The sequence below is a fragment of the Stenotrophomonas sp. YJH_SMC_105-26 genome (assembly GCF_059368915.1).
On the sequence record NZ_JCAFSD010000009.1, the window covers coordinates 55185 to 78349 of the forward strand.

General features: G+C 60.0%; 17 protein-coding genes and 1 tRNA gene. 17 read left to right on the forward strand and 1 reads right to left on the reverse strand.

Translation table 11 applies throughout. The features are described 5' to 3' along the window. Positions 1-9 precede the first annotated feature (9 nt). Positions 10-462: a ribonuclease HI gene (gene rnhA, locus AC5P7F_RS17710; RefSeq protein WP_014646157.1), complete on the forward strand. Its 453-nt coding sequence runs from the start codon at positions 10-12 to the stop codon at positions 460-462. A gap of 4 nt (positions 463-466) precedes the next feature. Further along, positions 467-1198, forward strand: coding sequence for a DNA polymerase III subunit epsilon (gene dnaQ / locus AC5P7F_RS17715; RefSeq protein ID WP_014646158.1), 732 nt, complete (start codon positions 467-469; stop codon positions 1196-1198). A gap of 111 nt (positions 1199-1309) precedes the next feature. Here dnaQ and AC5P7F_RS17720 read toward each other — a convergent pair whose 3' ends face one another. Next, entirely contained in the window at positions 1310-2014 is a 705-nt protein-coding gene (locus AC5P7F_RS17720) for a PP2C family protein-serine/threonine phosphatase (RefSeq protein ID WP_014036153.1), read from the reverse strand. Positions 2015-2179: 165 nt separating this feature from the next. Here AC5P7F_RS17720 and AC5P7F_RS17725 point away from each other — a divergent pair. From AC5P7F_RS17725 to AC5P7F_RS17795, 15 genes are all read left to right on the forward strand, one after another. Beyond that, positions 2180-2270: transfer RNA gene (locus AC5P7F_RS17725), tRNA-Ser, on the forward strand. Between the two features lie 527 nt (positions 2271-2797). Further along, positions 2798-3712: a helix-turn-helix transcriptional regulator gene (locus tag AC5P7F_RS17730; protein ID WP_329765479.1), complete on the forward strand. Its 915-nt coding sequence runs from the start codon at positions 2798-2800 to the stop codon at positions 3710-3712. Between the two features lie 62 nt (positions 3713-3774). Beyond that, positions 3775-4275 (forward strand): BrxE family protein, encoded by a 501-nt coding sequence (locus AC5P7F_RS17735; RefSeq protein WP_032968954.1) that lies wholly within the window; start codon positions 3775-3777, stop codon positions 4273-4275. Between the two features lie 2 nt (positions 4276-4277). After that, positions 4278-5066, forward strand: a complete 789-nt coding sequence (locus AC5P7F_RS17740; RefSeq protein WP_004146418.1) for a DUF1819 family protein — start codon at positions 4278-4280, stop codon at positions 5064-5066. Next, positions 5047-5622, forward strand: coding sequence for a BREX protein BrxB domain-containing protein (locus AC5P7F_RS17745; protein ID WP_004146420.1), 576 nt, complete (start codon positions 5047-5049; stop codon positions 5620-5622). Before AC5P7F_RS17740 ends, AC5P7F_RS17745 begins: the two co-directional genes overlap by 20 nt. Positions 5623-5651: 29 nt before the next feature. After that, entirely contained in the window at positions 5652-9275 is a 3624-nt protein-coding gene (gene brxC, locus AC5P7F_RS17750; RefSeq protein WP_004146422.1) for a BREX system P-loop protein BrxC, read from the forward strand. Between the two features lie 2 nt (positions 9276-9277). Beyond that, positions 9278-10609 (forward strand): AAA family ATPase, encoded by a 1332-nt coding sequence (locus AC5P7F_RS17755; protein ID WP_004146423.1) that lies wholly within the window; start codon positions 9278-9280, stop codon positions 10607-10609. Further along, positions 10602-11087: a hypothetical protein gene (locus AC5P7F_RS17760; RefSeq protein ID WP_032968944.1), complete on the forward strand. Its 486-nt coding sequence runs from the start codon at positions 10602-10604 to the stop codon at positions 11085-11087. Before AC5P7F_RS17755 ends, AC5P7F_RS17760 begins: the two co-directional genes overlap by 8 nt. A gap of 3 nt (positions 11088-11090) precedes the next feature. Further along, the gene (locus tag AC5P7F_RS17765) at positions 11091-12983 is read left to right on the forward strand and encodes an Eco57I restriction-modification methylase domain-containing protein (protein WP_062607677.1); all 1893 of its coding nucleotides are present in this window, start codon (positions 11091-11093) and stop codon (positions 12981-12983) included. After that, positions 12980-14869 (forward strand): BREX-1 system adenine-specific DNA-methyltransferase PglX, encoded by a 1890-nt coding sequence (locus tag AC5P7F_RS17770; RefSeq protein ID WP_032968946.1) that lies wholly within the window; start codon positions 12980-12982, stop codon positions 14867-14869. Before AC5P7F_RS17765 ends, AC5P7F_RS17770 begins: the two co-directional genes overlap by 4 nt. After that, entirely contained in the window at positions 14866-16674 is a 1809-nt protein-coding gene (locus tag AC5P7F_RS17775; protein WP_004146426.1) for a DUF262 domain-containing protein, read from the forward strand. Before AC5P7F_RS17770 ends, AC5P7F_RS17775 begins: the two co-directional genes overlap by 4 nt. Beyond that, positions 16671-19196: a PglZ domain-containing protein gene (locus AC5P7F_RS17780; protein ID WP_004146427.1), complete on the forward strand. Its 2526-nt coding sequence runs from the start codon at positions 16671-16673 to the stop codon at positions 19194-19196. The genes AC5P7F_RS17775 and AC5P7F_RS17780 overlap by 4 nt, the downstream gene beginning before the upstream one ends. 5 nt (positions 19197-19201) lie before the next feature. Further along, positions 19202-21310 (forward strand): BREX system Lon protease-like protein BrxL, encoded by a 2109-nt coding sequence (gene brxL, locus AC5P7F_RS17785; RefSeq protein ID WP_032968948.1) that lies wholly within the window; start codon positions 19202-19204, stop codon positions 21308-21310. Positions 21311-21651: 341 nt separating this feature from the next. Next, the gene (locus tag AC5P7F_RS17790; RefSeq protein ID WP_049450099.1) at positions 21652-22608 is read left to right on the forward strand and encodes a DUF932 domain-containing protein; all 957 of its coding nucleotides are present in this window, start codon (positions 21652-21654) and stop codon (positions 22606-22608) included. Further along, a complete protein-coding gene (locus tag AC5P7F_RS17795; protein ID WP_004146430.1) occupies positions 22608-23117 on the forward strand; it encodes a JAB domain-containing protein in 510 nt (169 codons plus the stop codon). Before AC5P7F_RS17790 ends, AC5P7F_RS17795 begins: the two co-directional genes overlap by 1 nt. Positions 23118-23165 lie beyond the last annotated feature (48 nt).

The following is a 23165-nucleotide window of genomic DNA, read 5'->3' on the forward strand; positions in this document are numbered from 1 at the left end:
GGAGTTGTATTGAAAACCATCGAAATCCACACCGACGGTTCCTGCCTTGGCAATCCCGGCCCCGGCGGCTGGGCTGCGCTGCTGCGCTACAAGGGCCACGAGCGTGAACTGAGCGGCGGCGAAGCGCACACCACCAACAACCGGATGGAGCTGATGGCGGCCATTTCCGGGTTGGAGACGCTCACCGAGCCCTGCAACATCGTGCTCTATACCGATTCGCAGTACGTGCGGCAGGGCCTGACGCAGTGGCTGCCCGGCTGGATCCGCAAGAACTGGAAGACCGCCGGCGGCGACCCGGTGAAGAACCGCGAGCTGTGGGAGCGCCTGCATGCCGCGACGCTGCGGCATCAGATCGACTGGCGCTGGGTAAAGGGCCACTCCGGTGACCCGGACAACGAGCGGGTGGATACGCTGGCGCGCAACGCGGCCATCCAGATCCGCGACGCCAGCCCGGTAAACTGAGCCCATGCGTCAGATCATCCTCGATACCGAAACCACCGGCCTGGAATGGAAGAAGGGCAACCGCATCGTCGAAATCGGCTGCGTGGAACTGTTCAAGCGCCGCCCGACTGGCAACAACTACCACCAGTACATCAAGCCGGACTGCGAGTTCGAACAGGGCGCGCAGGAAGTCACCGGCCTGACCCTGGAGTTCCTGGCTGACAAGCCGGACTTCGCGCAGATCGCCGATGAGTTCCTGGCCTTCATCGATGGCGCCGAGCTGATCATCCACAACGCGGCGTTCGACCTGGGCTTCCTCGACAACGAGCTGTCGCTGCTGGGCCCGCAGTACGGGAAGATCACCGATCGCTGCACAGTGATCGATACCCTGGTGATGGCGCGCGAGCGCTTCCCGGGCCAGCGCAATTCGCTGGATGCGCTGTGCAAGCGACTGGGCGTTGACAACTCGCACCGTGCGCTGCACGGCGGCCTGCTCGATGCGCAGATCCTGGGTGACGTGTACATCGCGCTGACCTCGGGGCAGGAAGAGATCGGATTCGGCCTGGGGGATGACGATGGCGGTGGCGCCGGTGCGGCGCTGCAGGCCTTCGATACCAGCAAGCTGCTGCCGCGCCCGCGCGTAATGGCCACGCCGTCGGAGCTGGAAGCGCATGCCGCGCGGCTGGAGCGGCTGCGCAAGAAGGCCGGCCACGCACTGTGGGATGGGCCGAAGGTGGAAGAGGCCGCCAGCGCGTAATGCCTGGAAGAGGTAGTGCCGGCCGCTGGCCGGCATTTGCGTGAACACGTTTCCCGGTGAACCGGCCAGCGGCCGGCACTACCGCCTCCACGCATGGCGTGGATCTACGGGTTAATGGCAGCGCACCAGGATCACGCTGATGTTGTCGCGGCCACCGCCGTCGAGCGCGGCGGCGACCAGCGTGTCCACGCATTCCTGTGCGCTTGCATCCTCGAAGGCGAGGGTGCGGGCGATGCCGCGGTCGTCCACTTCCTCGGTCAGGCCGTCACTGCACAGCAGCAGCTGCATGCCGGGGCGCAGCTCGCCGCTGGTGGTGGCCACGTTCAGATGTGCCGGATCGGTGACGCCCAGCGCCTGGGTGACCACGTTGCGATGTGGATGCGCGCGTGCCTGTTCGGCCGTCAGGTTGCCCTGCGCGACCAGTTCCTGCACCACGCTGTGATCCTGGCTGAGCTGTGCCAGCTGGCCGTCACGCCAGAGGTAGGCACGGCTGTCGCCGACCCATGCCACTTCATAGCGATTGCCCTGCACGCGTGCGGCGACCACGGTGGTACCCATCGGCAGGGTGTCGTTGCGCCGCCGCGAGGCGCGGATGATCTCTTCGTCGGCGGTGCGGATGGCCTGGGCCAGCGGCGCGCCACGGCGGATCTCGCGCACGATGGTTTCGCGCGCCAGCGCGCTGGCCACCTCGCCGCAGGCGTGGCCGCCCATGCCATCGGCCACCAGCCACAGGGCCAGCTCGCTGTCACCGTAGTAGGTGTCTTCGTTGAGCTCGCGGCGCAGGCCGGGGTGGGTGAGGTGTCCGAATTCGATCATGGTGTGCAGGGGCGGGGTATTGCTGGGGAGACAGGCATCATCGGGGGGCTGCGGGCATCCGGCAAGGCATGCGTCCAGGAAATTTTCACTTCATTGACCGGAATGACTTGTCGTCGGCCTGACTTCCTCGTATGATGCGCGTCCCCGGTCCGCCGGGGACCACCCGGAGAGGTGGCAGAGTGGTTGAATGTACCTGACTCGAAATCAGGCAGGCGTTTATAGCGCCTCGGGGGTTCGAATCCCCCCCTCTCCGCCAGATACTTGAACTAAGCCCTTGAATTTCAAGGGCTTTTTTCATTTGTGGCCTGGCTGGTATGCCATCTGGTATGCCATCGGGGGCTGGCTGCTGCTGGATCCATCTGGACGGGGGCGCGTCTGCCTTGCTGGTCAGAGCGTTTGGATGCCATAGGAGCCAAGCGGGCAGGACGCGGTCCCTCGAAGCACTTATATCGATGTGGCACACAGATGCGTTGGATCTGTGCTGCAAAGCGTGCTGTACGATCGCTTCAACTTTTCTACAAGCTCAAGACTCCCTGTTGCGATGAGGGCCATCGGCAGCAGCTGGTTATGGTGGTGATCTTGGTGCCGTAGCGTCCTGATGGCCGCTCTGCAGAGATCTGCAGGTGGATGGGCTGCCTCGAACGGAGATGGTTATTAAAATGCAGCCCTTGTGTGATCATGATGGTAGTGTTCGGGGGTTGCCGGTAGACCGCAGGCTTTCCCCTAGAGTTCGTACAAGGAATTACTGACCCGGATGAGTGATCTTTCCCCGGTATCGCACGGATGACGAACGAACAGCTTGCAGATCTAACCCAGCCACAACGCGACCGGCTCGCGTTTGTGGAGTTGCGCGTGCGCTTCATCGGGGAGATACGCCGTCAGGACTTGGTCACGCGGTTTGGCATCCAGTCCGCCGCCGCATCCAGGGATCTGGCGCTGTACAAGAAGTTGGCCCCGGGCAACATCGACTACGACCCCAAGGGCAAGTCCTACGTCTTGGGGCCGGACTTCCGGCCCGTATTCGACTTTCCCCCAGAGCGGGTGCTGTCGTGGCTGACCCAGGGCTTTGGCGATGGTGAGCCGATGCGGCTCAAGGCGTGGGTGATGAGCGAGAGCCCGTCACGGCTCACGCATCCGGATCTGGATGTGCTGGCGAGCGTGACCCGTGCGATTCACCAGGAGTGTCCGCTCGGCATCGAGTACCACTCCATCTCCAGTGGCCGCACTGAACGGGAGATCGTCCCGTTCGCGCTGATCGACAACGGCCTCCGTTGGCACGTCCGTGCATTCGACCGAAAGTCGCAGGAGTTCCGGGATTTCGTCATCACTCGGATCAAGCGCCCGGTGGCGCTTAAGGCGCAGCTAGTGGCGCCCCACGAGATGAGTGATCAGGACATCCAGTGGACCAGGATCGTGGAACTGGAGTTGGTGCCGCACCCCAATCAACCCCGTCCCGAGATCGCGGAGATGGATTACGGCATGACTGGCGGCATGGTGAAGATGAAGCTTCGGGCAGCGACTGCCGGCTACATCCTGCGCAAGTGGAGCGTCGACTGCACCGCAGACCACAGCCTTCGTGGGCCGGAGTACAGACTATGGCTGAAGGACCACTTGGCCTTGTACGGCGTCAAGAACGCCGTGCTGGCACCAGGGTATGCACCCTTGGATGCGGCCCGAGCAGGAGCGGAATGTGACTGAACAATAGCTACCACTGCCGGCGCCGGTCGCGTCGGTAGAACAAACGAATGACGAGAATTGAGATGAAAGAATCCTACCTACCGACATTGCTGCAGATGAGGATGCTTGTCGGCTTCCTTGGCGAGCGTGCTCAGTACGCCTGGTGGCCAACGGCGTTCTATGAGGCATCAAACAAGCTCTTCCTGGAGCCGGTCTTCTCGAAAACGTCTCGCCTCGCTCAGTACCACGGTGTGCTGGAAGCAGCCAGACGATTGCACGACGAGCATTTGAGCGTGGGTAGCTACCACCTGTTCCGGTTGCCCGAAGAGGTCGAGCAAGACCTGCACGCGACCGTGCAAAGTAGCGTGGGAGAAGAACTCGCCAGCCAGGCGCCACAAAGCAAAGAGGCTGCGCTTGATGCGTTGAAGCGATTGGCTGCCACGGGCGGCACTTCCAGCGTGGGTCCAACGGCGGTCGGGGGCATCAAGGATCTCGATTCCACCGACACACTGAAGGCTATCGCTGCGGCCTATCTATCGGCGTTCACACAGAACGCCAAAACTTATCCGTATCTGGTGGGGTGATCGTGGCCGACAACACGCCCTACACGACTCAGTTGCAAGCAGGCCTTGGGCTCGTCAACGAAACCAAGACGCTGCTCGACCTGTGGTCGCCTGGCATGTCGGCGAACCAGTTGCATCAGGTCGCACTGGAATCGGGTCGATTCCCCACCGTTACCGCGCGCCGACTTCGCAACATCGTCGTCGAATGCTTCGCTCCACGCTATCTCGTGGCAGGTGGTGCACCAGCAGCACATCTCAAGCGGCTGTCCGCAACGATATCCACGGCTGACCTGACGCAGCTCATGCTCGTTTTTACGAGTCGGGCCAACCCGATCCTTGGCGACTTCGTGCGCCATGTTTACTGGGCTCGATACGCCGGTGGATACACACAGATCACCAATGAAGACGCGCGGACCTTTGTCGAGCGCGGCATTGATGACGGCAAGACCATCAAGCGCTGGTCGGAAACCACTGTACGGCGTGTCTCCGCCTATCTGACCGGATGCTGCGCCGACTACGGAATGCTCGAACGTGGACTGCGCTCAAGCCGTCGCATCCTGCCGTTCCGTATTTCGCCAGCCGTGGCCGCGTACTTGGCCTACGAACTGCATTTTTCCTGTGTCGGTGATAACGCCCTGCTGACTCACGAAGACTGGCAGTTATTTGGCTTGGCGCGCGAAGACGTGCTGGAGGAAATCAAACGGCTCTCGCTGAAGGGGTTGCTCATCGTCCAGGCTGCTGGCGACGTGATTCGCATCAGCTGGAAACAACAAGACATGGAGGCGCTCTGCGATGTCCTCACTCAAAGCTGATTTCGACGAGTTGCGCGAGCGCATCCGCCACGGGCGTGAGCTCGGTCATGCGAGCTTCGAACCGATCTATTACCTCGTCTTCCCGCCAGAACAAATCCTCGAGGTGAAGCGGCAAACGCCCGCTTGGGTGGCCAAGCTGCACCAGGAAGGCTGGGATGTGCACACGTTCTCCATCGCTGAACAGATCTGGGCCCTACTGAAAGACGACCCGTTCTGGTCGCTGTGCGTGATGGAGGACAAGTCAGCGCCCTTGGATTGGCCACGTACCAACAAGGCGCTGGCGGACATCCTGACGGCGGATAACGGCCTGCTGAAGCGGCTGGAGGATGCCCTGCAGCCGCTCGAAGGCCAGCAGAACGCGCTGCTGTTGGTAACGGATCTTGAGGCACTGCATCCGTTTATGCGCATCGGCGCCATCGAAAGCCAGCTCCAGGGCAAGTTTCACGTGCCGACGATTTTTCTGTACCCCGGCGTGCGAACCGGCAAGACACGCCTGAAGTTTCTCGGCTTCTACCCGGAAGACGGCAATTACCGCTCCGTTCACGTCGGCGGCTGAACAGACAAAAGAACCCTGGGACAAACCATATGACCATTCGCTCACTCTTCGACCCAAGCAAGGACATCTACCGGACCATCGAGAAGGTCATCACCTATGGCGCCTCGCAAGAAGGCCGCCTCAAGGCTGAGATCTCCGAGTACGTGGTCACCGAGAGCATTGAGGAGCAGTTTCGCAAGCTCCTCGATCGCATGCAGCTCGCGATGGAGTCCGGTGGCGAGAATGAGGTGGGCGTTTGGGTCTCGGGCTTTTACGGCTCCGGTAAGAGCTCGTTTACCAAGTACCTCGGCTTGGCGTTTGATGATCAGCGCACCATCGACGGCACTCCGTTCATCAAATACCTGCAGGACCGCCTGCACAAGCCGCAGACCAAGGCTCTCCTCAGCACCGTGGCGCAGCGCTTCCCGGCCGCCGTGGTCATGCTGGACCTGGCCAGTGAAATGCTCGCCGGCGCCACCATGGAAGACGTCTCCACCGTCCTCTACTTCAAGGTGCTGCAGTGGGCCGGCTACTCGCGCAACCTGAAGGTTGCCGCTTTTGAGCGTATGGTCGAGAAGGACGGCCGCACGCCCGAACTCCATGAGCGCATCGCCCAGGCGCTACCAGGTGCCACCTGGGCTCGCGTGCAGAACAACCCACTGGCCATCGATGGCTTGATCCCGAAGATCGCCCATGAGATGTACCCGGCACTCTTCCCGGAGGCCAAGTCATTCTCGTCCAGCACCGAAGGCTTCTTCCAGTTCGAAGACCAGCGCGTGCAAGAGATGATCGACATCGTCCGCGAGAAGAGCGGCAAGCAGAACATCATCTTCATCGTCGACGAAGTTGGGCAGTACGTAGCCTCGCGCGACAACCTGATCCTAAACCTCGATGGTCTGGCCAAGAACCTCAAGAGGCTGGGCGATGGCAAGGCCTGGATCATCTCCACTGCGCAGCAGACCCTTACTGAGGACGATCCTCGCGCAGCGCTGAACTCGGACAAGCTCTATAAGCTGAAAGACCGCTTTCCGATTCAGATCGACCTGGAATCGAGCGACATCAAAGAGATCTGCTACCGACGTCTGCTCGGCAAATCACCGGCTGGCGAGACTGAGCTGGGCAAGCTGTTCGAAGCCCACGGCCAGGCGCTGCGGCACAACACCAAGCTGCAAGACGCCAAGTATTACGACGCGGACTTCAGCAAAGAGAGCTTCACCAATCTCTACCCATTCCTGCCGGCTCACTTCGACATCCTGCTGCACCTGCTGGGTGCACTGGCCAAGTCCACTGGCGGTATCGGCCTGCGCTCTGCGATCAAGGTGATCCAGGATGTCCTCAAGGGTGAAGGCGGCTCCAAGGCCATGGCCGATCAGCCCGTGGGCTGGCTCGCCACCACGGTCACCCTGTACGACGAGCTGGAAAAGGATATCCGCCGCGCCTTCACGTCTATTCATCAAGCGGTTGGCAAGGTCCAGATTCGCTTCCCGGATTCGCAGCTCCATCAGGACATCGCCAAGTCCGTCGCCGTGCTGCAGATTCTGGGCAACCTGCCGGTGTCAGTGCAGAACGTCGCCAGCCTGATGCATCCCTCCGTCACAGCAGCTTCGCAGCTCGACACGGTCAAGAAGGCCGTTGAAGAAATGCTGGGCGACGTGCATGTGCCGCTGGGCGAAAAGGATGGCAGCCTGGTATTCCTCAGCGAGAAGCTGCGAGATATCGAACAGGAGCGCGGCGCCATTGCACTGCGCACTGTCGACGTGAAACGCATCTTCAACGATGCACTGCGTGAGACCTTCGATCCGCTGCCCCGTGTCACCCTCCACGGCACGATGGCCGTCGCAACGGGCCTGAAGGTCCAGGCCGGCAGCGCCATCACCAGTCTGGCCGGTGATCAGAGCACCATCCAGACCGTTGTCGAGTTGGTGCCTGCCAGCGACTACGAGACCGCCAAGAACCGGATGCTGGATGACTCCCGCAGCCGCGCGGGCCGGAATGTCATCGGGCTCTTGGCTCGCGCCAATTCCGAACTCGACGATCTGGCAAACGAAATCTATCGCTGCCAGCGCATCGCCGAACTGCACCGCAACGAGCCCGACCAAGAGGTCAAGGACTACTGCACCGGCCAGCTCGACCGCGCCGCCAAGCTAGCGACCCAACTGCAGAGCAAGATCAAGCAAACCCTGCAAGCGGGCTCGTTTGTCTTCCGGGGCCAGGCTACGGCGGTATCGGCGCTGGATGCTGATCTGTTGGAGGCCGCCAAGAAGCTGCTCTCCGATGTGGCCGACCAAGTCTTCGACCGCTATGTCGAAGCCCCAGTACGCGCCGGAACCGACACCGCCGAGAAGTTCCTGAAAGTCGCCAACCCCGCAGCCATCAGCAGTGCACTGGACCCGCTCGGTTTGGTGCAAACCGTGGCCGGTCGTGCCTCGTTCAAAACCGACCATAAAGCGATGATCAGCATCCGCGACTACATCGACAAGCGCGGCACGGTCGATGGCAAGCGCCTGCTCGACGACTTCAGCAGCGCCCCGTTCGGGTGGTCGCCGGACACCACGCGGTACATAGTCGCGGCCATGCTTATGGCTGGAGAGATCAAGCTCAAGGTCTCGGGACGCGAAGTCACGGCCGCTGGGCAACAGGCCATCGATGCCCTGAAGACCAACAACTCCTTCAAGCAGATCGGCGTGGCCCTGCGCGACGAGCGCCCGTCCATCGAAATGCTCGGTCGGGCGGCAGAGCGGCTCACTGAACTGGTCGGTGACATGGTGATCCCGCTTGAGCAAGAGATCAGCAAGGCGGCGGCCAAGCACTTCCCGCGCTTCCAGCACGATTACGGCTCCTTGGCTGAAAAGCTCAGCGGCCTTGGGCTGGCGGGTAGCGAACGCATCCGTACTTTGAACCAGGACATTGCCGATGTCCTGTTCACCGATGCCTCCGACGCCCCGCAGCGCCTGGGTGCCGAAACCTCCGCCATTTACGACAATCTCAAGTGGGCCCTCGAAGTGAAGCGGGTGCTCGACAACGGGCTCGACGCCACCCTACGTGATTTGCAAGCTCATCGCCGCGACATCGAGGCATTGCCGGATACCGGTGTGCCAGGGGAGCTGCGCCGCGAACTTGCCGAAGATCTGGGAACCCTGTCAGAGCGCCTGGGCAAAGAAGACTTCTACAAACACACCGCCGACTTCAATTCGCAGCTCACCCATCTGAAGGGCCGCGTGCGCGATGCGGTCATCACGCTCTCCGACCAGCAAAAACTGCGTTTGAAGGAAGGTGTCGAGGATCTGCAGCGCATCCCCGAGTGGGAAGAGCTCACCCAGGAGGAGCGCGGCAACGCCGTGAACCGGCTGGACGGACTCGCCCTGGCTGCTACACAGGATCTGGCCGGACTCAAGAAGCTACTGGCCCGCGACTACGACATCAACAGCACTCTCGAAGACCTTAAGCGCTTCATTCAACGCCAGGGTCAGGAACGGCTTCGCCAGCGCATGGAAGAAGAGCGCGCCAAGACCGGCGGAAAAGGACCGGTCAAGCTCACCAAGTCAATTGCCGTGCCGGTGAAGATGACCTCTGCGGCAGACATCGACGCGCTGATTCAACAGCTCCACGAGATCAAGGCTCAGCTCGCGCTGTATGCCGAGATCGAAGTGTCATTTGCGCTCAAAGGAGAGTGACCATGCTCACGGCCATCACTTTGGAAGACTTCAAAAGCTACCGACAGGCAACATTACCGCTGTCTGCACTGACGGTACTGATCGGTGCTAATGCCTCAGGTAAGAGCAATGTCATCGAATGCTTGCGACTCTTGTCCTGGCTGGCTCAAGGGCAAAAACTTTCGGCTATCCGGTTTGCTGTGCAAAGCGGTGATCAAGTCGTGCGCGGTAAGCTTGAGGATTTGGCTTATCACCGTGGCGAGTCCTTTGGTTTGGGCGCGTATACGAATGCCACCGAGTGGAATCAGCTCAGTATGCGAATTGGCCGCCGCACGGATGGTCTGCATATCACAGAGGAAACCCTGACTCACACAGGTGCTTCTGTGCCGCTGTACACAATGGATCAACCCTCAAATGGCCAGGGCACTGACGCCAGAGTGGCGTACAACAACTTCGCAAAAGGCGGCAGAAAGCCACGTGTGACGTGCACTGACCAAGCGGCAATATTCACGCAGCTAACGAGCCCAGCTACTTTCGACGCGGCGCACAAAACATCGCGAGAGCGAATTCCTCCGATTACTAAAGACTTGGAGCAATTGCTTGCTGCCATTCTTTTTCTCGATCCCGTGCCAGCACAAATGCGTGAGTATGCGTTTCCCTCTGACAAAGACTTGCAAGGCAACGGCCGCAACGTCTCGGCGGTGTTATTCAATCTGTGGGGGCGTGAGGAACAAGCTCAGAATGAGCCTCATGCCAGCAACCGTGTCGCCATTCTAAGTTTCATTCAGAGCTTGCCCGAGCAAGATATCGCCGGCCTGTCCTTCCTAGAGGAGCCGCGCGGTGGCGTGATGGTTCAGCTCACCGAGACCTTTGGTGGCAGGACAGATCAGCGAGATGCTTCTTTGCTCTCCGATGGCACCTTGCGCGTTCTGGCTATTGCCGCTGCGATGTTGTCAGCCCCGGAAGGCAGTCTGGTGGTGATCGAAGAAATCGACAATGGCGTACACCCCAGCCGGGCTCACCACCTGCTGCAACAAATTCAAAACATCGCTAGCCAGCGCAACCTGCGCGTACTGCTCTCTACCCACAATCCAGCCATGCTGGATGCGTTGCCGGACAGTGCTGTACCTGATGTGGTTTTTTGCTATCGCCACCCTGAAGACGGCGCCAGCCGCCTGGTGCGCCTGGCCGATGTTCCTGACTATCCAGAACTGATAGCTCAAGGCACCCTGGGCCACCTGATGACCTCTGGTGCGTTGGAGCGCTTCGTCAAGTATCACCCAACGGGTGATGCACGCAAACAGCGTGCGCTGGATTGGCTGGCCAAGATGCGTTCGGGAGCCAGCAATGAGTGACATCGTCTTGCTGGATACGTCGGTGTATCTGAATGTTTTGGACGTGCCAGGCTTCAATCAAGATCGAGGCAACATCTTGGACGAATTTGTAGTCCGGGTTGAGCAAGGCGATTATTTCCTTTTGCCAATGGCTACCATTTGGGAGACTGGTGATCATATTGCCGACCTGGTCGATGGCCGTCTGCGTCGCCAGTTTGCTCAGTCACTCGTCGAGCAAGTTACACAGGCGTTCAATAACAAGGCGCCCTTTAGAACAACTTATTTTCCCGATAGCGAAGTCTTTCTACGCTGGCTTGGCGATTTCCCTGGCTATGCGCAACGCAATAAGTCAGACCGTCAAACTCGTGAAGGCGTCAGCCTCAGTGACCTCTCCATCATCAAAGAATGGGAGCAAACTCGCGACCGCCATGCCATGTCGCGTGTGTTGATTTGGTCGCTGGATCGAGATCTCGCCGCCTACGATACTGGAGCGCGCTAATCCATGGCCTTCGACCAAACAACAAGAAACCGCCTCCAGCGCTTCGTCAACGACGCGCGCCGCGTGCTGGAAGAGGAATTCACCCGCCAGCTGCAGAACGACTACGGCATGGACCCCAACGCGGGCACCGTGGCGGAGCTAGCCAGCCTGCGCCATATCAACGACGCGCAGCGCGAAACTGCCCGCATCCTGCGCGACACCCTGGCGCACTACACAGCCAGCGGCGACATGAACGCCATGCAGGGGCTGGATCGCATCGTGCGCGAGCAGGCCTTTACCGTGCTCAACCGCCTGGCAGCGCTGCGCATGGCGGAAGCGCGGGGGCTGCTGATCGAGTCGGTGGGCAACGGCTTCCAGGCCAAGGGCTTTCAGCTCTATGCGCGACTGGCCGGCACCGGCCTGGGTGAAACCGGCGATGCCTACCGTGTGTACCTGTTCAGTGTGTTTGATGAACTCGCGCAAGACCTGCCGGGCCTGTTCGACCGCTACTCACCGCAGGGCCGCCTGTTCCCGCGCGAGGCGGCACTGCTGCAAGTGCTGAACCTGATCAACGATGCCGACATCGCCCCACTGTGGAGCGAGGACGAAACCATCGGCTGGATCTACCAGTACTTCAACTCCAAAGAAGAGCGCAAAGCCATGCGCGATGCCAGCCAGGCGCCGCGCAACAGCCGCGAATTGGCCGTGCGCAACCAGTTCTTTACTCCGCGCTACGTGGTGGAGTTTCTGGTGGACAACACCCTCGGGCGTCTCTGGTTCAACGCGACCGGTGGGGTCACCGGCCTTCGGGAGCGCTGCCAGTACCTGCTGGTCAAGCCCGACGAAACGCTTCAAGCAGCCACCAAGCTGCGCGACCCGCGCACCCTCAAACTGCTGGACCCGGCCTGCGGCTCCATGCACTTCGGCCTGTATGCCTTCGATCTCTTTGCCGAGATCTATCGCGAGGCCTGGGCCTGGGAACAACAGCACGGGCCGGGCTCGCTGGAAGTCTCGACCCAGCCCCAGGCTGCGCTCAAACCACTGAGCCAGACCTATGAGGACGAAGCGGCATTCCTGTGCGACGTGCCGCGCCTGATCATCGAGCACAATATCTATGGCGTGGACATCGACCCGCGCGCCGCGCAGATCGCCTCGCTGGCGCTGTGGCTGCGGGCGCAACGTGCTTGGCACGACGCAGGAGTGAAGGCCAAAGACCGCCCGCTGATCGGGCGGGGCCATGTGGTGGCCGCCATTGCGCCGCCGGCAGAGCGTGAGTTGCGCCAGCAGTTTGCGGCCAACCTCGATCAGCGCGACGCCGAGCTATTCGAGAAGACGCTGCAACTGCTCAAGGGCCTGCCGGAGCTGGGTGTGCTGCTCCAGGTCGAGCGCGAACTGCCGAACTTGATTCGCCAGGTCTATGTCGGCAAAGGCACCGGCCTGTTTGCTGCGCAGGAGCAAGAGAACTGGCAGCAAGCGGAGGCGCGCCTGCGTGAGGCGCTGACCGAGTTTGCCCAGGCGGCGAAATCCACCTACCAAGGGCGGCTTTTTGCACAGGACGCATTGCAAGGTCTCCGGCTCATCGATCTATGCCGTGAAGTGTTCGATGTCGTGGTGATGAATCCGCCTTTTGGCGCACTGGCTGCCAACACAAAGAACCAGCTCGCCAAAGCCTACCCGCGCAGCAAGAACGACCTGCTGGCCATCATGGTCGAGCGTGGCCTGGAACTGCTGCGCTCTGGAGGGCGCATTGGCGCCATTACATCGCGCACTTGCTTCTTCCTCTCTAGTTTTCAGAAGTGGCGGGAGGATGTGGTGCTGGGCGTTGCCCGCCCCGAAGTGATGGCCGACCTTGGGCTTGGAGTAATGGACGATGCAATGGTCGAGGCTGCTGCCTATGTATTGGAGAAACAGGCATGACAATCTTTCTACGCCTGCTAGCGGATAAAGATAAAGCCACTAATTTGCTGGCCAGTTGCAGCGCCTTGCGTACAGGACAGAGTGATGCGCGGTCATTTCAGGTGGCGCCGGAATCGTTCCGGGCAGTACCGGGCTCGCCATTCGCTTATTGGGTGAGCGGAGAGGTACGTGAAAAGTTCAGCCAATTTGACAGATTTGAGTGTGATGGCCGGTTTGTAAAACACGGGCTTACGACTGGAAACGACGATCGTTTCCTGCGGGCATGGTGGGAATCTATGAACCCTGATGGGTGGTTGCCGTTTGCAAAAGGCGGCAGTCATTCACCTTACTATGCGGACCAACAGCTCCTCCTGAAATGGGTGGATGAAGGGGGCGAGTTGCGGGCTGGCTATCAAACAAAGGCGATCGCTGGCACACGGCTTGACGGTAATGAGTATTTCGGTCGCAAGGGGTTGACGTGGCCGCTGCGATCGCGAAGCTTTTCACCTCAAGCACTGGCGAGCGCAAGTAGCTTTTCAGCCCGTGGATACTGCGCATTCTTCCCAGAGGGAGATGAATTGATAGCGCTGGCGTTATTTAATAGTCAAGCCTTTGATTATCTCTTTAAGGTTGCTCTAGGTCGCTTTGGGTTCCCCGAGTTTATCGTCGGTATTTTGCAGTTGCTTCCCTGGCCCTCGATTGGAGATGCACAATCATCTCAGCTGGCAAGATTGTCGTGCCGCGCCTGGTCCCTCAAGCGCACATTGGACACCATCGAAGAGACCTCTCATGCGTTTGCGCTGCCTGCCGCGCTGCGCTCTCGCCTGGGCGATTACGACCCTCCCGCTATTGAAGCAGAGCTTGCCCGCATTCAGGCTGAGATCGACGCCATCGCCTTCGACCTCTATGGCTTTTCCGATACCGACCGCACCGCCGTACAGGCCAGCCAGGGGGCGGCGAGCGCAGCGGACGAACTCCTCGACGAGGAGGCCGACGACGAAGACCGCGTAGCGCCGGGCGACCACACGGCGGGCCTGTTAAGTTGGACTGTCGGCGTGGCATTTGGCCGTTTCGACTGGCGCTTGGCCATCGGCGAGCGCGCCGCACCTGCCGAGCCGGAACCCTTCGAGCCACTGCCTGCCAAGAGCCCAGGCATGCTGCCGGGCGGGGCCGCGCCCTTCCATGTGCACGAAGGCATCCTGGTGGACGACCAAGGGCACCCGCATGACCTCGCGCGTCTGGTGGAGGAGGTATTGGCTCGCGTGGATATCGCGGTGCCGGAAGACGTGCGTCGCTGGCTGCAACGGGATTTCTTTGCTTTCCACCTGCAGCGCTACACCAAGAGCCGCCGCAAAGCGCCTATCTACTGGCCGCTGTCCACCGCATCTGGCAGCTACACGCTGTGGGTTTATTACCCCAGCCTCAGCAGCCAGACACTGTATACGGCGATCAACGACTTCGTCGAACCCAAGCTCAAACAAGTCGGCGCTGACGTGACGGCTCTGCGCAACAAGGGTTCTGCTCGGACCCGTGACGACGAAAAGCAGTTCGAGACGTTGCAAGCTTTCGAGCTGGAGTTGATCGAGCTACGTGACACCCTGCTCAAGCTCGCGCCAACCTACAAGCCCAATCACGATGATGGCGTGCAGATCAGCGCCGCGCCGCTGTGGCCGCTGTTCCGCCACAAGCCCTGGCAGAAGGTGCTCAAAGACACCTGGGCCAAGCTGGAAAAAGGCGACTACGACTGGGCGATGCTCGCCATGAACTACTGGCCCGAGCGCGTTCGCGAGAAGTGCAAGACCGACAAGTCGCTCGCCATCGCGCATGGCCTGGAGGATTTGTACATCGAGCCCGAGGTAGCGCCGAAGAAGACGCGCGGCAGAAAGAAGACCGGAGGCGATGAATGATTCAGGACGTCAAAGCGCTGCCGGTCAGCTTCTACTTCAGCCCCGATGGGACCACGTCGTTCTTCATTCCCAAGTACCAACGCGAGTATGTATGGGGCGGCAAGAACTGGGACGCGCTGTTCAACGACCTGGAGGAGTCGCCAAGTGGGCACTTTCTGGGCTCCATCATCTGCGTGAACACCCAGCAAGATGGCATGGCCGGTGGCCGACTTGAGCTGATCGACGGCCAGCAGCGGTTTACCACCATCAGCCTGTTGTTCTGTGCGTTCTACGACAAGCTGAATGCCATTCCGAATCCGGATCGCCGTCTGCTGGTGGAGCTGGACAACCTGGAAAGCCGCATCTTCGTCCGCACTTCTGGCCAGTGGCGTCTGGAGCCCAGCGAGCAAGCGCAGAACAAGACAGATTTCCAGAAGGTGCTGAGCGATCTGTTTCCCAAGCAGGTGAAAGCGCCGAAGGGCTTGAGCAATTTCGGAAACCGCCGCATTGCGCGCGCCTACCGCTACTTCTGTGAGCGACTGGAAGGGCTGAGCCAGGACAGCGCACTGGCCCTGCTGGAAAAGCTCAAAGCGGCCATGCTGGTCAAGATCGAGGTGCGCAGCCATTCCGACGCATTCATGTTGTTCGAGTCGATTAACAACCGGGGTATCCCGCTCTCGGCCATCGACATCATCAAGAACAACCTGCTGGCCGAGTTGGACAAGCGTCCGGACTATGGCATCGACCGGGCATTTGACGAGTGGAAAGACCTGATCGACCTGTTGCCCGACCCGGCGGTGCAGGAGCGCTTCCTGCGCCAGCTTTACAACATGTTCAAGTACCTCAAGCGGGTCGAGGTCAAAGGTTGTACCCGCGCCACGCGCTCGAACCTGATCACCATCTACGACACCCTGCTGCGCAAGCGACCGGTCTGGCTGTTCGGTGCGCTTCAGGCCAAGGGCAAAACCTACTCGGCGCTGCTCAATCCCATGGTTGCACGCGCGGAATGGGGCGACGCTGCCGCAGCGGCCTTGCAAGACCTGCAGCGCCTAGGAGCCGCGCCGGCTTACGCATTCTTGTTGTGGGCCAGCCAGGTCGCGCAGAGCCAGAAGTGGAATGAGGGCGACGCATTGAGCCGCTTGGCCGCTTTGCTCACCAAGTGGTTCTTTTGGCGGAACCTCACCGATATGCCGCCGACCCGTGAACTCGACCCGATGTTCATGGAACTGGTCAGCCACCTGCTGACGCAGATTCGCAGTTGCGAGATCACGGCGCTGGACGGCTTCATCCAGCAGAGCAGTAATTGGTTGCTGGGACGGGCAGCCCCGCAGGATGTTTGCGAGTCGCGCCTCAAGGGCGATGTGTACCTGGAGAATTACGACGCCACGCGGTTCATGCTCTGCAAGCTGGAAGAGACACACCAAACCCGTGAAAACAAACGCGACCTGGGGGTGCATGACGCCAATGATCGCCCCGTTTTTACCGTCGAACACATCCTGCCGAAGACCGAAAACTTGGGGCCGGGCTGGGTGACGATGCTCGAAGGGAACCAGAAAGGCACTGCGGCTGCCATTCGCGAGCGCTGTGCGCACCAGCTCGGCAACCTGACCCTGAGTGGCTACAACTCCAAGCTCGGCACGATGGAATTCTTGAAGAAGCGCGATCGCAAGAACGATCAGGGTGATTTCATTGGCTACCGCAACGGCTTGTACCTGAATGCCGACTTGGCCAGCCGAGATGATTGGAACGAGGCCGCCATTACGGCGCGAACAGACAAGATGCTCAAGGAGGTGATGTCCATCCTGAGCCTGCGGGGTGACAAATGACGATTGCAGAATTCATTCGAGAAAGCGTACTGCGGCCGCGTCTGAAGCAAGCTGGCGCCTTGGTGGTGTATGACGCCGACAAGCGCTACCGCGAGCTGTGTTTCGACTTGGCGGCTGACAAGGTGCGGGTGGTAGATGCGTCTGAAAGCAGCATCGAAAGCCGCGAGGCAGCGCTGCTGGCGCTGCGCGATGTAGGACAGCCCAAGGCGCCCTTGGAAGGTGTGTTGATCTATGTTCCCTCCAAGCGGCCAGAGACAGACGAGCAAAAGCAAGCTGATCCATTCGCGCTGTACGCAGAATGCGGCGCGGTGTTCCCGCAAGACGATGGCGACGAGTACCTGAGCCTGTGCCTGCGTGCTAAGCCAGATTACGCGACAGAAATTCGAAGCCTATTTGTGCGCGAACCACGACCGCAGTATGCGGTGATTGACGCCATTGGCGGCGGTGTGAGTTGGCCCCAGTTGCGAGCCACTCTGCGGGTGGAGTCCGGCCGCGAGATTCTGGCCGCATTGCTGGCCCCGAGTGCCAGTCAATCCGAGGCGCTCAAGGGGCAGGAAGGCTGGGTGCAAGAGGCGCGTGATTTCCTCCGAGCCACTCTGGGCCTGAGCGTGAAAACGCGCGGCAAGACCTGGTCCGCCCTGGCGGATGAGCTGTGGCGCTACGTGCTGTTCAGCGAGTTCGTGTTTGATTTGCCGGTGGCATTGCCGGACACCTTGAAGGGGGTGCCGCACGCACCGATGGAAGCCAAACCCATCGTCGAGGATGTGTGCGACCGTCTGCGCAGCGACCCGAAGTCACGCGCGATATACATCGAGCGCGCCGAGACCACCGAGGCGGAGCTCAACCTGACCGATCTGTGCGGTGCGATTGAAGACCTGGGCGAGCGCGACACCTTCCCCTTCGAAGAGCGGACCTTCCTGCGCACTGCGATCAAGGGCATTATCAGCGGTGACACCGATGCCACGCGCCGTGTGCTGACCCGCCACAAGAGTTCGGTATGGCTCGGCAAGGGCGAAAGCCAGGCCCAGTGGGAGCTGGTGCGGTCTGGCTTGAGCCTGGTTGAGGCCTGCGACGATTTTGAGCGCCAGCTACCGGATCACGCCCGCTCGCAAGCGGAGCTGATCGACTTCTACCTGGGCAGCCTGCGTGAAGCAGATCGTCTGCAGCGCGAGTTCGAACAAGCGGCGGGCGACTTCCTCGACCCGCATGGCTTGATGCATGAAGTGATCAGCCAAGCTCGGGCGCGTTATCGCCGTTTGGCAGAGAAGGTTCAGGGCGTGTTTGTGAAGCACGTTGAGTCCGCCGGTTGGCCACCCACTGGGCGCCTGGCCAATGCCGATGCCTTTGATCGGCTGGTGGCTGATCGACTCAAGGAAAGCGGACGCAAAGTGGCCTACCTGATGGTGGACGCCCTGCGTTACGAGTTGGGCGTGGCCCTCGAAAAGCTGCTGGCGGAAGACGGTCCCGTCGAACTGCAAGCGGCCTATGCGCAGCTTCCGACCATCACCCTGGTGGGCATGGCGAGCTTGCTGCCTGGCGCACGCACGGGGCTGACCCTATCACTGGAGAACGATTCCCTGGTGCCCAAGCTGGCGGGCGCGCCGGTGAGCAATGTCCCGCAACGCATGGGTGTGCTGGCCAAGCTGTATGGCGACCGCTTCGCGGAAATGCCGCTGAACGACTTTGTTCGCGGTAAGCCAAAGATTGCCGAAACCGTCGACCTGCTGGTGCTGCGCTCCACGGAAATCGACAGCCAACTGGAAAGCAACCCCGAGACAACGCTCGGGCTGATCCCTGGCACGCTGAAGCTGATCCGCGTGGCACTGCATAAGCTGCGTGGCATGGGCTTCAAAGAGGCGGTCATCGTCACCGACCACGGCTTCTTCCTGAACGCGCAAGCAGAAGCTGGCGATGTATGCGTGAAACCGCAAGGCAAGTGGCCGGTGAATGCCCATGACCGCATGATGCTGGGCGACGGCACAGCGGATGGTCACAGCTTGGTTGTCAGTGCAGAGAAGGTCGGCATTCGCGGTGATTTCACCCAAGTGGCACTACCGCGCAGCATGGCGCCTTATCGCTCAGGGCACCTGTATTTCCACGGCGGAGCATCCCTGGCCGAGGCCGTTGTGCCGGTGTTGGTGGCCAGGTTGGATACCGCTGCTCATGCGGAACTGCGCAAGGTGGTGGTGGAGTTGAGCTACAAGAACGGCGCCAAACGAATAACTACGCGATTGCCGGTCATCGAAGTGATACTGGTGGCCGACGACATGTTCTCGCAAGACATGAGCGTGGAGATCTTGCTGGAAGCGCAAGACAGCAAGGGCAATGTGGTGGGAGAGCCGCGCCCAGGTGGCGATGTGAACCCCGCGACCAGAACTTTGACCCTGATGCCAGGCCAGCGCAAGCAGATTGCGCTGCGAATGGATGATGAGTTCAGAGGCAAGTTCTCGGTCAAAGCGCTGAACCCAACGACTCTGGCTGCCTACAGCAATCTGGCGCTTGAAACCGACTATACGGAATGAGCCCTATGGACGAACTCGACCAAAAACTAAACGCCACATTCGACGGCAAGGTGCTTCGCAAAGACCTGCTGCATCGAATCAAAAAAGGCACCAACGTCCCGACGTTCGTCCTGGAGTTCCTCCTTGCCAAGTATTGCGCCAGCAATGACCAGGCAGAGATGGATGCTGGCATGGAGGCCGTGCTGTCGTCACTGCAGGAGAACTACGTTAGGCCGGACGAGGCCAACGCCGCGCAGTCCAAGGTCGCCACCAAGGGCAAGCATCGCTTCATCGACAAGGTCCATGTCCGTTACGTCGAAAAAGAAAAGCGCCACTGGGCATCGCTGGAGAACTTCAACTCGCAACGCATCGCGATTGGTGAAAAATTCTACCGCGACAACGACAGGTTGCTGGAAGGTGGCATTTGGGCGGAGGTGACCCTGGCGCACAACGACATAGATGAAGACGACTATGCGTTTTCCATTGAGGATCTGCGGCCGATCCAGCTGACTCGTTTTGACTTCGACCGTTATGCAGAGGGGCGCGGGGCATTCACGCGTGATGAGTGGCTCGCGGCGGTGTTACGCTCTGTGGGACTGGAACCCAGCAAGCTCTCGAAGCGCGTGCAGATGCACTTCATCGCCAGGTTGGCTGCGCTGGTTGAGCCCAACTACAACTACATCGAGCTGGGACCACGCGGCACCGGCAAGTCCTATTTCTTCAGTGAATTCTCGCCCTACGCCACCTTGATCTCGGGCGGCCAAGCGACCAAGGCAACGCTGTTCTACAACAACGCGCGCCGCAAGGTGGGCTTGGTTGGCTTCTGGGACACGGTTGCCTTTGACGAGGTTGGCGGGATCAAAGTGCGCGATCCGGACACCATCCAGATCATGAAGGACTTCATGGCCAACGGGCGCTTTTCGCGCGGGGCTGAGGTTATTGCTGATGCCAGTTTGAGCTTCGTTGGCAACATCGACGTGTCCGTGCAGCAGGTGGTCAACTCTAACGAGCACGATCTTTTCCAGCCGTTGCCGCCAGAGCTCGACTTGGCCGTGATGGACCGTTTCGCCGCGTACATTCCAGGCTGGGAGATGCCGAAGAACAGCAGCGAGTTCCTGACCAGCAACTACGGCTTCATCACTGATTATTTGGCCGAGGCCTTCCACTACCAGTTCAAGCACACGAATCGGTATGAGGAAGTGAGCAAGCGCATTCGGCTCGGTAAATCAATCGAGGGGCGCGACGAGAAAGGTATCAAGAAGACCGTCTGTGCATTCTTGAAGGTGCTGCACCCCAACGGGCCGCCGACGGATGAGGAGTTCGAGGAATACGTGGCCTATGCCACGGAGTGCCGCCGCCGCGTCAAGGAGCAGATGAACAAGCGCAAACCGGATGACGAGTTTGCCCGGATCAATCTGTCTTACTTCAAGGCCAGCGGTGAGGAGGTGGTGGTCTTCTGCCCTGAGTCCAAAGATGCATCGGCAACACAGGAGCCAGCTCGCCGTCGCTTGAATCAGGCGGATGGGCAGCCGACTGAGGCAGTCGAAGTGCAACCCACTGCACAAGCGGCACCTGCTGCACTGGAGACTCCAGCGGGCCCGACCCCGGTATCACCGGCCCCGGCTTCGATTGCGGTTGGGCCGTCACCGATCGAGCTCAAGGAACAGCACTTCACCATCCTCTATGGCGACACCGGGTACAGCTATGAGTCGATCCTCGGCCCCTACCTCCAAGGCGCGAAGTCTGTCGTGATCGAAGATCCGTACATTCGTCTGCAACACCAGATTCAGAATTTCGTGCGCTTCTGCGAAACGGTGCTGAAGGCTGGAACCGTGAAGAAGATCAGCCTGATCACCGGCTACGACGATAAGACCCAGTTGGCCGACATCGCTGAGAAGCTCGATGAGTTGAAGCAGAGCCTGCTGGAATTGGATGTCGAGCTGGAAGTGAAGTTGAACCCGAACATGCACGACCGAGAGATTCGTATCGACAACGGCTGGGTGATCAAGATTGGCCGGGGGTTGGACTTCTTCCAAAAGCCCGGAGGGTGGTTCGAGGTAGGCGTAAATGATCTCAGTTTGCGTAAATGTCTTGAGACCAAGGTTGATATATTCAGGGTTGGAATAAATATTTGACCTGATTTTCCATAAAAGAAATTCAGTTTAATTTTATTAATATGATTGTAAAAAATCTCAAGCACATATCATTTTGATGAGGCTGGCGGCTGCTGGCTTCGCGTGTAGATGCTCCGCGATGATGCATCTGCTTTGGATATGGCTGTATGAAAGAAAGATCCGATTGTCTGTACTGTGTTTTGGTCGTCGCAGCATCCATCATCGCTGCGGTTGCTCGATGTGCTCTGTCTTCGGGCAGTGAAGACATCGACCCTTTTAATTGATACTGCATTGGCATACGCACAAGGCCCGGCATCGTCCGGGCCTTGTGCGTTTGTGCCGTAAGAAGCGAGGAAAATACGATGCATCTGGTTGAAACAATGGCCTATGCCGGTGCTAAGCCGTGGCACGGTCTGGGCAATAAGCTTGAACAGCAACAGCCCATTGAGGTCTGGAAGCGTCAGGCAGGCATGGATTGGCAGATCGAGGACTCCGAGGTCCGCTTCATCACGGGTAGCAATGCCATCGGTGCCATCCACTCCTTCCCGGAGCAGAAAGTGCTCTATCGCTCCGATACCAGGGAGCCGTTGGCAGTCGTCTCCAAGCGGTTCAAGGTGGTCCAGCCGGGAGAGATCCTGGAGTTCTACCGTAATCTGACGCAGCACAGTGGCTTTGAACTGGAGACGGCGGGTGTGCTCAAGGGTGGCAAGAAGTTCTGGGCCATGGCTCGTACGGGCCAGAGCACGTCGCTGAAGGGGCGTGACCGGGTGGATGGCTATCTTTTGCTTGCTACTGCCTGTGACGGCACGTTGGCCACCACGGCGCAGTTCACCTCGGTGCGGGTGGTGTGCAACAACACCTTACAGATCGCTCTGGGAGACAGCAGCGGAGCCATCAAGGTCCCGCACCGCAGTCAGTTCGACCCGGATGCTGTGAAGCGCCAGTTGGGGATCACCGTCTCGACCTGGGACAACTTCGTGTCTCGCATGAAAGCCATCTGTGACCGTCCAGTTGACCCCGATACGGTCGATGGTCTGTTGCGACGGGTGCTTACCTACCAAGGCCAGGGCACCACCGCTGAGGTCGTCAACGAGCAGGCGCTGGCCAGTGTCCGTGCCCTGTATGAGGGCGGCGGTCGAGGCGCGTTGTTGCCTTCCAGCCGTGCAACGGCCTGGGGCGTACTCAACAGCGTCACGGAGTACGTTGACCACCACCGACGAGCTCGTAGCGATGATCACCGCCGTGATGCGGCATGGTTCGGTGCTGGAGCTCAGCTCAAGCAGCGCGCGTGGGATGAAGTGATGAAGTTGGTGGCCTGATGGAAGCGCAGGCCTATCACATGACCACATTAGGGGCCGGATCCAATGAGGAGGAGAGCAGGATCCGGGTACGTGAGGACAGGACGATTGCGAGGGCGCTGCAGATCCTGCAGAAACGGGCATCGTTGCCAGGGGAGGTGCTGGGAGGAGCAACCCAGGGTGCATTGTTCTTCCGGCTACGTCTGGGAGGCGAAAACCGCGAGCATTTCGAGGTTGCCTTTCTCAACACGCAGTTCCAGCTCATCGCAGTTGAGCGGCTTTTCTCAGGGACGATTGATGCAGCCGAGGTCCATCCTCGGATCGTGGTTCAGAGGGCACTTGCCCACAATGCATCGGCGGTACTCATGGCTCACAACCATCCAAGCGGTAGCTTGCAGCCCTCTGCGTCAGATCGGGCAGTCACGGCGCGGCTGAAGGCTGCCTTGGACACCGTGGACGTGAGGCTGTTGGACCATTTCGTTGTCACCAGCCATGAGGTGGTCTCGATGGCCTCTCAAGGCATGGTCTGACAGAGCTGCAGCGATCAGTGCTGTCGCTTCGCCCATTCATCTTGCCCA

Excerpts from the sequence above, each read along its gene's own strand:
- dnaQ (WP_014646158.1), top strand. The coding sequence starts at position 467 with ATGCGTCAGATCATCCTCGATACCGAAACCACCGGCCTGGAATGGAAG.
- AC5P7F_RS17720 (WP_014036153.1), bottom strand. The coding sequence starts at position 2,014 with ATGATCGAATTCGGACACCTCACCCACCCCGGCCTGCGCCGCGAGCTC.
- AC5P7F_RS17730 (WP_329765479.1), top strand. The coding sequence starts at position 2,798 with ATGACGAACGAACAGCTTGCAGATCTAACCCAGCCACAACGCGACCGG.
- AC5P7F_RS17735 (WP_032968954.1), top strand. The coding sequence starts at position 3,775 with ATGAAAGAATCCTACCTACCGACATTGCTGCAGATGAGGATGCTTGTC.
- AC5P7F_RS17745 (WP_004146420.1), top strand. The coding sequence starts at position 5,047 with ATGTCCTCACTCAAAGCTGATTTCGACGAGTTGCGCGAGCGCATCCGC.
- brxC (WP_004146422.1), top strand. The coding sequence starts at position 5,652 with ATGACCATTCGCTCACTCTTCGACCCAAGCAAGGACATCTACCGGACC.
- AC5P7F_RS17755 (WP_004146423.1), top strand. The coding sequence starts at position 9,278 with ATGCTCACGGCCATCACTTTGGAAGACTTCAAAAGCTACCGACAGGCA.
- AC5P7F_RS17760 (WP_032968944.1), top strand. The coding sequence starts at position 10,602 with ATGAGTGACATCGTCTTGCTGGATACGTCGGTGTATCTGAATGTTTTG.
- AC5P7F_RS17765 (WP_062607677.1), top strand. The coding sequence starts at position 11,091 with ATGGCCTTCGACCAAACAACAAGAAACCGCCTCCAGCGCTTCGTCAAC.
- AC5P7F_RS17770 (WP_032968946.1), top strand. The coding sequence starts at position 12,980 with ATGACAATCTTTCTACGCCTGCTAGCGGATAAAGATAAAGCCACTAAT.
- AC5P7F_RS17775 (WP_004146426.1), top strand. The coding sequence starts at position 14,866 with ATGATTCAGGACGTCAAAGCGCTGCCGGTCAGCTTCTACTTCAGCCCC.
- AC5P7F_RS17780 (WP_004146427.1), top strand. The coding sequence starts at position 16,671 with ATGACGATTGCAGAATTCATTCGAGAAAGCGTACTGCGGCCGCGTCTG.
- brxL (WP_032968948.1), top strand. The coding sequence starts at position 19,202 with ATGGACGAACTCGACCAAAAACTAAACGCCACATTCGACGGCAAGGTG.
- AC5P7F_RS17790 (WP_049450099.1), top strand. The coding sequence starts at position 21,652 with ATGCATCTGGTTGAAACAATGGCCTATGCCGGTGCTAAGCCGTGGCAC.
- AC5P7F_RS17795 (WP_004146430.1), top strand. The coding sequence starts at position 22,608 with ATGGAAGCGCAGGCCTATCACATGACCACATTAGGGGCCGGATCCAAT.